Raw genomic sequence first — 9,440 nt, 5'->3', positions numbered from 1 at the left:
CCGTCGGCGACATCGACCGCGCTGACCTCGCCCGCCGCATCCAGGAAGCCAGGGAAGACGCCGCCGACGCCAAGGACGACGAGGCCCGCAGCAAGGCCGAGCAGTTTCTCAGCCAGCTCACCACGTTGGAAGGCGCGCTGCTGCCGGCCTGACGGCGGCCTCTTACGATGGACTGAAAGAGAGCGGGCTTGCCCCGGGGCTTGCCCCGCTTTTTTGTTTGCCCCGTTTTCTCGTTTTCTCGTTTGGGAGACGGTCCGCCCTGCTTGTCAGGGTGTCGTGCCGTTTCATGCAAACGGCGAGCCGCTCTAATCTCGTCAGCAAGGCAGTGCGCCTGTTCTGAAACTCGAACGGGGGCCGACTATGCCACACGGCAGGTCGTGAACGGTCGGGCGAGTAGTCGGTACAGACGCGCTACTCGGCCAGCTGGGGCGGTTCTTTGCCGATGCCGATCGCCGCGAGAGCCAGCTTCGGACCGCCTTGCTTGAAATGGACGAGATGAGTGGCGACAGACTCGATCAACTTCTGTCGCTCCGGATGAGCTTTGGCAAAGCCGGCGAGGTCGAACACGGCCTCCGTCATCTCCGCCGTCGGCAGAATCCGGGCGAAGATGTCGCTGAGGGCGGTATCGAGTGGATCGGTGAAATGGCCCTCCGGCAAGCTGCCACCGCGCGCGGCGCATGCGGCGATCCAGGCGGCGACCACCAGCGTCAGGTGTACGAACTCGGTCCCGGCTTCGAGGCATTCGATGGCTGACGCGACGATGCGCTGCGGCAGTTTCTGGCTGCCGTCATTGGCGATCTGCGCCGTGCGATGGGCAAGCGCGGTGTTGGAGAAGCGCTGGGCGAGCTCGGCCGTGTAGGCGGCCGTATCGAGACCTGCATCCTGGGGCAGCGTCGGCACGGCTTCGGCCCACAATGCGTCGACAAACCGTCGGATCGACGGGTCGGCGAAGGCGCGGTCGACGGTGGCGTGGCCGCTGAGCAGGCCAAGATAGGCGATGCCGGAATGCGCGCCGTTGAGCAGCCTCAGCTTCATGTCCTCGAAGGGACCGACATCCTCGACCATGGTGACGCCGAATTTCTCCCAGGCCGGCCGCCCGGTGGGGAAACGATCCTCAATCACCCATTGCCGGAACGGCTCGGTCATCACCGGCCAGGCATCCTCGAGACCAAGCTCGCCGGCGATGCGCGCCCGGTCGGCGTCGGTGGTCGCAGGCACGATGCGGTCGACCATGGAAGACGGGAAGGCCACTTCGTTGGCGACATGGCTGGCGAGTTCGGCATCGCCCTGTCGAGCGAGCCCGGCATCGCCCTGTCGAGCGAGCCCGGCATCGCCCTGTCGAGCGAGCCGTAAGTCGCGCAGTTTCGCGAACTCGATCAGCAGGCGGTGCAGCGTGGCGCCGTTGGCCGGAAGGTTGTCGCAGCACAGCACCGTGAAGGGCGGCGTGCCGGCGGCGCGGCGGCGCGCAAGCGCCTCGGCCAGGAAACCATGCGCCGTCTTCGGCGATCCAGGGTTTCCCAGATCGTGGACGATGTCGGGATGAGTTTCGTCGAGCCTGCCGTCGGCGGCCCTTAGATAGGCCTTTTCGGTGATGGTCAGCGTGACGATGCGGGTGCGCGGATCGGTGAGCGCGGTAAGCACAGCGTCCGGATCTTCGGGCGCCACCAGCAACGACAGGATCGAGCCGATGATCTGCAACTGCTCGCCGGCGCTTTCCCTCACCGCCAGTGTGTAAAGCCCGTCCTGCGGCGACAGCGCATCGCGTGTATCGGGACTGCGCAGCGAGACGCCAATGATGCCCCAACCCGTATCGCCATCCGCCAGGCAGGCGTCGACATAGGCCGCCTGATGAGCGCGATGGAAGGCGCCGACGCCGAGATGGACGATGCCGGGCGTCACGGCGCCGCGATCGTAGCGGGGTACGGCGATTGCGCCCGGCAGCTGCGCGATCGAGGCGTTCGACAGACGGCTGTTCATTGGGTTTGAAGTCTCCGATCGGCGCGTCGAGCCTGGCAGGAATGGCGGCAGCGGCGTAGCACCCGCCGCTGCCCGGTACAATGGCCGGGCCTTATGCAAAAGTCATCATACAACTGGCTGGTTTTTGTATGTTGGCAATGTGTTTGCTAATCCACCAATGGGGCAGCCTGGGAGGAGCGAAGTGGCTGCATTGACTGATCCGGACCTGTTGTTCGCGCCGGAAACGCGAACGCTGGCTCGCGCCCTTCATGCAGGGGTCAAGGACCTGCCGATCGTCAGCCCGCATGGCCACACGGACCCGCGCTGGTATGCGCTCAACGAGCCCTTTCCCGACCCCGCGCAGCTCCTGATCGTCCCGGACCACTACATTTTCCGCATGCTGTTCAGCCAGGGCGTGCCGCTGGAAAAGCTCGGCGTGCCGACGCTCGACGGAGCGCCGGTCGAGACCGACGGCAGAACGATCTGGCGGCGCTTTGCCGAGCATTACTATCTCTTCCGCGGCACGCCGACCCGGCTCTGGCTCGACCATGTGTTCGAGCACCTGTTCGGCATCGACGAACCGCTCAACGCCAGCACCGCTGATCGGTGCTATGACACGATCGCGGCGCTGCTTCAGCGCGTCGACTATCGGCCGCGGGCGCTGTTCGAGCGGTTCAACATCGAGGTGATCGCCACCACCGAAGGCGCGCTCGACGATCTCAAATGGCATCGCATGATCCGTGACAGCGGTTGGCAGGGCCGTGTCGTTACCGCCTATCGGCCGGACGCCGTGGTCGATCCCGACTTCGAAGGTTTCCTGGCCAATCTCGATCGCCTGGGCGAAATCACCGGATGCGACACCGGCACATGGGCCGGCTATCTCGAGGCGCACCGAAAACGCCGCGCCTATTTCAAGGAATTCGGCGCCACCTCGTCCGATCACGGCCATCCGACCGCCGACACCGCCAATCTTTCCGACACCGCGGCGCAGGAGCTGTTCGACAGCATCCGCCGCGGCTCGGAGGACGAGCGCGAGCGAAAACTGTTTCGTGCCCAGATGCTGACCGAGATGGCCAAGATGAGCCGCGACGACGGGCTGGTGATGCAGATCCATCCCGGGTCGTGGCGCAATCATTCGCCGGCTGTTTTCCAGAAATTCGGCCGAGACAAGGGCTTCGATATCCCGACCCGGACCGATTATGTGACGGCGCTGAAGCCGCTGCTCGACTGCGTCGGGCTGGAGCGAGACCTGACGATCATCCTGTTCACGCTCGTCGAGACGAGCTATGGGCGCGAGTTGGCGCCGCTCGCCGGCGTCTATCCGGCGCTGAAGCTTGGGCCGGCCTGGTGGTTCCACGACAGCCCGGAAGGCATGCGCCGCTTCCGCGAGATGACCACCGAGACGGCGGGCTTCTACAATACGGTCGGCTTCAACGACGACACGCGCGCCTTTCCATCGATCCCGGCGCGCCACGACGTCGCGCGGCGTGTCGACTGCGCCTTCCTGGCGCGGCTCGTCGCCGAACATCGGCTTCGCGAGGAGGAAGCGTATGAGCTGGCGCGCGAGCTTGCCTACACGCTTGCCAAGAAGGCGTACCGGCTCTGAGCCGGTCGCCAGGATTTGAGAGGCATGAAGTTCCGCATCATCCAATCGGACGTCTTCGTCGAACATGGTCGGCAAGATCACGGTCTGGGAAGCGATGCGCTCGATCTGGTCATTCTACGGCGCGGGTATCGTGGTTCTGGCGCTGGTGACGTATATTCCCGCGATCTCGCTGTGGTTGCCAAGTGTCTTCAAGTAGGCGTCCTCAAATAGGGCGTTCAGATAGAGGAGTGCGACGGTGGCCGGGCCCACGACGGATCTCAGGGTCGAACGGAAGCCGAAGCTGTCGGAAACGGTGGTCGCGGCGATCCGCAAGCAGCTGTTGGCGGGCGAGATCCCGCCCGGGCACAAGCTGCCGACCGAAGGACAGCTCACGGAAACCTTCGGCGTCAGCCGCACCGTCATTCGCGAGGCGCTGGCAAAGCTTGCCGCCGACGGTCTCGTCGAGGCGTGGCAGGGCGCCGGCGTGTTCGTAACTGAACACATCTCCACCACGCTCGGCGTTTTGACCGCCGACATGGGCGCCAAGGATTCGATCGCGCTCAACGTGCTCGAGGTGCGGCTGGCGATCGAGATCGAATCGGCCGGCCTTGCCGCCATCCGCCGCAACGCGGCGCAAGAGGCGGCGATCCAGGAGGCTTTCTTCGAGTTCGAGCGGCTTCTGCTCGCCAGCCAGCCGACCGGTCCGGCGGATCTCGCCTTCCATAGGGCAATCGCCAGCGCCACCAATAACCCGTTCTATGTCGAGATGCTCGACGTGCTCGGCCGCCGCGCCATTCCCTGCGACGTAACCTCGCCCTGGTCGGCCGAGCTCGTCCAGTCCGACGAGTACCAGCGTGGCCTGCAACGGGAGCATCTGGTGATCCTCAATTCGATTTCGGCGGGCGACGCCGAAGCCGCGCGCGAGGCGATGCGGGCACATCTCACCTCAAGCCAGCAGCGCTACCGCGAGCGCTTGCAGGCGCGGCAGGCCTATTACGCAAAGTCCGTGGCGGCTGCGTCGACCGGATAATCATTCGAGCAAGGTAGAGATGGACCAGACACACACCGGCGCTTTCATCTGGGCCATGGCTGGCGACAATGTCGACTATATCGACGTCGACAAGGTGGCGATGGACCAGCTCAAGTGAGCGATCTTTTCGCCTTCAGCCTTGCGGGAAAACGCATCCTCGTCACCGGCGCCAACACCGGCATCGGCCAAGGCATTGCAGTGTCGGTCGCGCGCGCCGGCGGCGCCGTCATCGGCGTCGGGCGCTCGGCGATGGATGAAACCGCGGAGGGGATCGCGGCCATTGGTGGCCAGTTCGAAACCGTGGCCGCCGATCTCGGCGATCCTGCCGCGGCTGCCGTCATGCTCGACCGGATATGGGACGAGAAGGGACCGCTCGACGGCTTGGTCAACAATGCCGGCATCATACGACGCGCCGACGCGGTCGATCTGACCGAAGCCGACTGGGACGAGGTGATGGACATCAATTTGAAGGCGGTCTTCCGGCTTTGCCAGAGTTTTGCCAGACGCGTGCTGGCCGAGCCCGGGCGGCGCGGCAAGATCGTCAACATAGGCTCGGTGCTGAGCTTCCAGGGCGGCATCCGCGTCGCCTCCTACACCGCTTCGAAACATGGTGTGCTTGGCCTCACGAGGCTGCTCGCCTGCGAATGGGCGGCGAAAGGCATAAACGTCAACGGCATCGCGCCGGGCTATATCGAAACCAACAACACCGAAGCCTTGCGCGCCGACCCCGACCGCAGCGCCGCCATCCTCGGACGCATTCCCGCGGGGCGCTGGGGCCGGCCGGGCGACATCGGCGACGCGGCCGTTTTCCTGCTCGCGCCCGCGTCGGACTACATGCATGGCGCGGTGATGCCGGTGGACGGCGGCTGGCTGGCGCGGTAACCATTCTGCCAATTTCGAACGGAAGCTAAGCGATGACGCCTCTCTTTTCACATGCCGGCGAAAAAGCCTGGGAGCCGACGCCCGACGGCAACAGACGGCGCGTGCTGGTGCACACGGCCGAACTGATGATGGTCGAATTCGCCTTCGACAAGGGCGGCCTCGGCGCGCTGCATTCGCATCCGCACGTCCAGGCAAGCTATGTCGCCGAAGGCCGCTTCGAAGTCACCATCGACGACAAGTCAGAGATCCTGGCAGCGGGAAGCAGCTTCATCGTGCCGTCCAACCTGGTGCACGGCGTCAGGGCGCTGGATGCGGGGCGGCTGGTCGACAGTTTTGCGCCTTATCGGGCCGACTTCCTATAGCGATATTCCTGTTGCCAAAGAAAAACCCGCGCCGTGAGGCGCGGGTTTGTTGCCTGGGCGCAGGTGGCGCCGCCGCGGTACTCAAACATTGCCGCAGGACGACAACGGTGCCGCAACATGGTGAAGATAGGTTTAACGAAGAGGACTGGCACTCTGCCGGCATATCGGCCAAAGAGACGGCGCGCCGCAGCTTTGGCATCGGATGAACTAAGCCGGCGGGAGCGGAAGTCGGAAATGGACGTCGCACGAAAATCAGAGGCCTTTTTGCGCAAGGCCATCAGGCGGCCGATAAGAGAGGTTCGGCGCTTGGCACTGGACGTGAAGCGGCTGTGGCGGCTTTGGTTTGCTGGACGCTCGGCGCCTTACAAGAAGATATTCATTGCCGGCTGCGCGCGCAGCGGAACGACGCTGACTCAGCGCCTGATGGGGTGTTTCGAGGACACCTTCGTCCATCGAGCCGAAGCGAAATACACCCAGCTGGATATGTTGGACCGCTCCGAAACCAACCTTGTCGTCAAGCGCACGGATCGGGGTTATGCGCATCTGGCGAAATTGCCCGCCGCCATTGGCCTGATCTATTGCGTTCGCCATCCTTTCGACGTGCTCACCAGCTCGCATCCGGAAAGCAGTGCGGAGCGCCGGTTCCATGTCACCTCCGAACGCTGGCTGGCCGAGTACGAGGCCTTGCTGCGGCTGAGAAAGGCGCAGCCGGAGCGCGCGATCGTCTATGTCCGCTACGAGGACATGATCGCTCGGCCGGACGAGGTCCAGGAGAGGATCGCGCGAGCATTCGACCTCAGGCCGCGTATCCGCTTCAGCGAGGATGCCGGCAACCCGATACGGGCAACATCGCTCAAGAAGTGGGAACGGAACGAGGAATACCTTGCCTATCTCAAAGCCCTGCCCCCGGCCTTCCTCGCCCGGCTGAGAGGGTTCTGTGACGAGTTCGGCTATGACATGCCGGAGTGGGCAAACGCATGACGTCGATGCTCGGCCTTTCAGCCGAACGGCGAGGACCGTTGATTACGCCCGATATGCTGCCGGGCGGTGAGGGAGCCAGCATAAACGGCCCATCGCTGGTGAGGATGCCGGCGTGGGCGACCGGCCGGCTCGCAACGTATCACCTCTATTTCGCGCATCACAACGGCACCCACATCCGCCTAGCCTATTCAGATACGCTGCAGGGTCCTTGGAGCGTTCACCCGGGCGGCGCGCTTTCGCTTGGCGAATGTCCTTTTCTGAGGGATCACATCGCCTCTCCCGACGTGCATGTCGACGAGCAGACCCGACGCATCGTCATGTATTTTCACGGCGCCGAGCGACATGGCCGCGAGCAGACGACCTTTGCGGCGACATCGGTCGACGGCCTTTGCTTCAACCCCAGCCCCCAGGCGCTAGGGCCGTTCTATGCGCGGATCTTTCGGCATGACGGCTGGTGGTATGGGCTTTTCGGCACCGGCAGTATCAGGCTTCGCCGATCTATCGATGGTCTTTCCGGTTTCGAGGAAGGGCCGGTCGTGCTGCCGGGCTCGAGCCGGGTTCGGCCGCGGCATGTGGCGGTGCAGAAGAACGGGGATTCGCTGATTGTCTATTATACGCGCAAGGGCGACGCGCCGGAGCGCGTGATTTACGGCAGCATCGACCTTTCCAAGGAGTGGCGGCGCTGGGTCGTGCGCGGCAGGACCGAATTGCTGAGACCCGGCACCGACTACGAGGGCGCCGGCCTGCCGGTTCGCCGCAGCAAGGCGGGCGTGGCAAGAAGCAAGGAGAACGGGCTGCGCGATCCGGCCATTTTCGAGGAGGATGGCCGGACCTGGCTGCTCTATGCCATTGCGGGCGAGAGCGGCATCGCGCTGGCCGAAATCCGACCGGGAGAACTCCGGGCTGTCGGGCTGCGAAAATTGATTGCGGATCTATGGAGCCGGCTTGGAGTCTGACGCGCCCTGCCTTTGCTAACCCTCGGCTCAGTGGACACTGCCGACCGCCTTGCCCTGCCATCTCAGTATCGCCGGGTTGCGGCGCAGGGAGGAGCCGACACCTCCGGCAGAGACGGCGGCGCCGCCAGGCAAAAACGGCGGACAGCACGGGTTGCGATGGCGTTCGGGCGATCCGCGCCTTAAGAACGTGACCTCAGCCGAAACCGGGAATCACTCTCAAATGCAAAACGCGATGGCGGGGCGGGCATCGGTGGCGGGCATTGCGGCGGAGGGACGCGATCCGAAGCAGCGCGTGCTGAAGGACGTGTTCGGCTTCGACGATTTTCGGCCCGGTCAGGCCGACGTGATAGAGGCGCTGCTGTGCGGCCGCCACGTGCTGGCGGTCATGCCGACCGGCGCCGGCAAGTCGCTCTGCTACCAGGTTCCGGCGCTGGTCCTTGGCGGGCTCACCATCGTCGTCTCGCCGTTGGTGGCGCTGATGCAGGACCAGGTCGCGGCGCTGCGGCTCGCCGGCGTCGCCGCCGATACGATCAACTCCTCGCTCGATCGCGATGCCAATGTCGCGGCGTGGCGCCGCGTCGCCTCGGGCCAGACGCATCTGCTCTATCTGGCGCCGGAGCGGCTAATGACCGAGCGGATGCTCGACGCGCTGGCCAGGCTCGACATCCGGCTGATCGCCGTCGACGAGGCGCATTGCATCTCGCAATGGGGACCAGCCTTTCGGCGCGAATATGAGGACCTTGCTCGGCTGCGCGACCTCTTTCCGAAAGTGCCGATCATCGCGCTGACCGCGACCGCGGACGAAACGACGCGCACCGACATTTCGGCGCGGCTGTTTGCCGAGCGTGTCGACACGCTGGTGCTGGGCTTCGACCGGCCGAACATCAAGCTTGCCATCGAGCCGAAGCAGGACAGCAAGCGCCAGCTGCTGCGTTTCGTCGAACGCCATGCGGGACAGAGCGGCATCGTCTATTGCCTGTCGCGCAGGAAGACAGAGGAGATGGCGGCCTTCCTCGAAAAGAACGGCGTCACCGCGCTCGCTTACCATGCCGGCATGAGCAAGGAGGCGCGGGACGCGAACCAAAACGCTTTCATGACGCTGTCCGGCGTGGTCATGGTGGCGACCATCGCCTTCGGCATGGGCATCGACAAGCCGGACGTCGCCTATGTCTTCCACACCGACCTGCCGGCGAGCCTCGAGGCCTATTACCAGGAGATCGGCCGTGCCGGCCGCGACGGGCGGCCGGCCGAGGCGCATATGCTCTACGGCCTCGGCGACATCCGCACGCGCCGCCTGTTCATCGACGACGAGGATGCCTCGCCGGAGCATAAGCGGCGCTCGCATGGCCGGCTGGATACGCTGATCGGCTATTGCGAGACGGCGCAATGCCGGCGCCAGGTCCTGCTTGGCTATTTCGGCGAAGGCGCCTCGCCTTGCGGCAATTGCGACAACTGCCTCAGCCAGGCGCCGCGCGCGGACGGCAGCATCGAGGCGCGCATCATCCTTTCGGCCGTGGCGCAAACCGGCGAGCGGTTCGGGGCCTCCCACATCGTCGACATCCTGCTTGGCCACGAGACCGAAAAGGTGCTGGCCCGAGGTCATCAAAGGCTTGCCAGCTTCGGCACCGGCGCGGCACACAAGCGCCCCGCGTGGCTGTCGCTGATCCGCCAGCTTGTGGCGGGGGGGG

At 64.8% G+C, this 9,440-nt stretch carries 9 protein-coding genes and 1 pseudogene; 9 read left to right on the top strand and 1 reads right to left on the bottom strand.

Annotation, left to right across the window (positions count from 1 at the left end; genetic code table 11):
- Positions 1–152, top strand: a pseudogene (locus EOA60_RS07730) (F0F1 ATP synthase subunit epsilon); the annotation flags it as partial.
- Between the two features lie 259 nt (positions 153–411).
- Here the strand turns inward: EOA60_RS07730 and EOA60_RS07725 are convergent.
- Complete coding sequence (locus tag EOA60_RS07725) at positions 412–1,977, bottom strand: mannitol dehydrogenase family protein (RefSeq protein ID WP_095824153.1); 1,566 nt, start codon at positions 1,975–1,977, stop codon at positions 412–414.
- Positions 1,978–2,158: 181 nt separating this feature from the next.
- Between EOA60_RS07725 and uxaC the strand changes: the two genes are divergently transcribed.
- The 8 genes from uxaC to EOA60_RS07685 all read left to right on the top strand — a co-directional run.
- Positions 2,159–3,562, top strand: coding sequence for a glucuronate isomerase (gene uxaC, locus EOA60_RS07720; protein WP_095824152.1), 1,404 nt, complete (start codon positions 2,159–2,161; stop codon positions 3,560–3,562).
- Positions 3,563–3,626: 64 nt separating this feature from the next.
- Complete coding sequence (locus EOA60_RS39640) at positions 3,627–3,758, top strand: hypothetical protein (RefSeq protein WP_278121659.1); 132 nt, start codon at positions 3,627–3,629, stop codon at positions 3,756–3,758.
- Between the two features lie 39 nt (positions 3,759–3,797).
- Positions 3,798–4,571 carry a FadR/GntR family transcriptional regulator gene (locus tag EOA60_RS07715; RefSeq protein WP_095824151.1) on the top strand — a complete coding sequence of 258 codons (774 nt, stop codon included), beginning with the start codon at positions 3,798–3,800 and terminating at the stop codon, positions 4,569–4,571.
- A 114-nt stretch (positions 4,572–4,685) separates the two neighbouring features.
- The gene (gene kduD / locus EOA60_RS07710; protein WP_095824150.1) at positions 4,686–5,453 is read left to right on the top strand and encodes a 2-dehydro-3-deoxy-D-gluconate 5-dehydrogenase KduD; all 768 of its coding nucleotides are present in this window, start codon (positions 4,686–4,688) and stop codon (positions 5,451–5,453) included.
- Between the two features lie 32 nt (positions 5,454–5,485).
- Positions 5,486–5,815: a cupin domain-containing protein gene (locus EOA60_RS07705; protein ID WP_095824149.1), complete on the top strand. Its 330-nt coding sequence runs from the start codon at positions 5,486–5,488 to the stop codon at positions 5,813–5,815.
- A gap of 306 nt (positions 5,816–6,121) precedes the next feature.
- On the top strand, positions 6,122–6,796 hold the full coding sequence (locus EOA60_RS07700; protein ID WP_245322329.1) for a sulfotransferase: 675 nt from the start codon (positions 6,122–6,124) through the stop codon (positions 6,794–6,796).
- Positions 6,793–7,752, top strand: a complete 960-nt coding sequence (locus EOA60_RS07695) for a hypothetical protein (protein WP_127335411.1) — start codon at positions 6,793–6,795, stop codon at positions 7,750–7,752. Before EOA60_RS07700 ends, EOA60_RS07695 begins: the two co-directional genes overlap by 4 nt.
- A 220-nt stretch (positions 7,753–7,972) precedes the next feature.
- A partial coding sequence (locus tag EOA60_RS07685; protein ID WP_245502532.1) for an ATP-dependent DNA helicase RecQ occupies positions 7,973–9,440 on the top strand: 1,468 nt, incomplete at its 3' end.

Source organism: Mesorhizobium sp. M1A.F.Ca.IN.020.06.1.1 (genome assembly GCF_004023265.1).
Classification (GTDB): Bacteria; Pseudomonadota; Alphaproteobacteria; order Rhizobiales; family Rhizobiaceae; genus Mesorhizobium.
This window is presented reverse-complemented; position numbering and strand designations above follow the sequence as displayed.

Coding starts and splice junctions, on each gene's coding strand:
- EOA60_RS39640 (WP_278121659.1), top strand. CDS start 3,627: ATGGTCGGCAAGATCACGGTCTGGGAAGCGATGCGCTCGATCTGGTCA.
- EOA60_RS07705 (WP_095824149.1), top strand. CDS start 5,486: ATGACGCCTCTCTTTTCACATGCCGGCGAAAAAGCCTGGGAGCCGACG.
- EOA60_RS07725 (WP_095824153.1), bottom strand. CDS start 1,977: ATGAACAGCCGTCTGTCGAACGCCTCGATCGCGCAGCTGCCGGGCGCA.
- EOA60_RS07695 (WP_127335411.1), top strand. CDS start 6,793: ATGACGTCGATGCTCGGCCTTTCAGCCGAACGGCGAGGACCGTTGATT.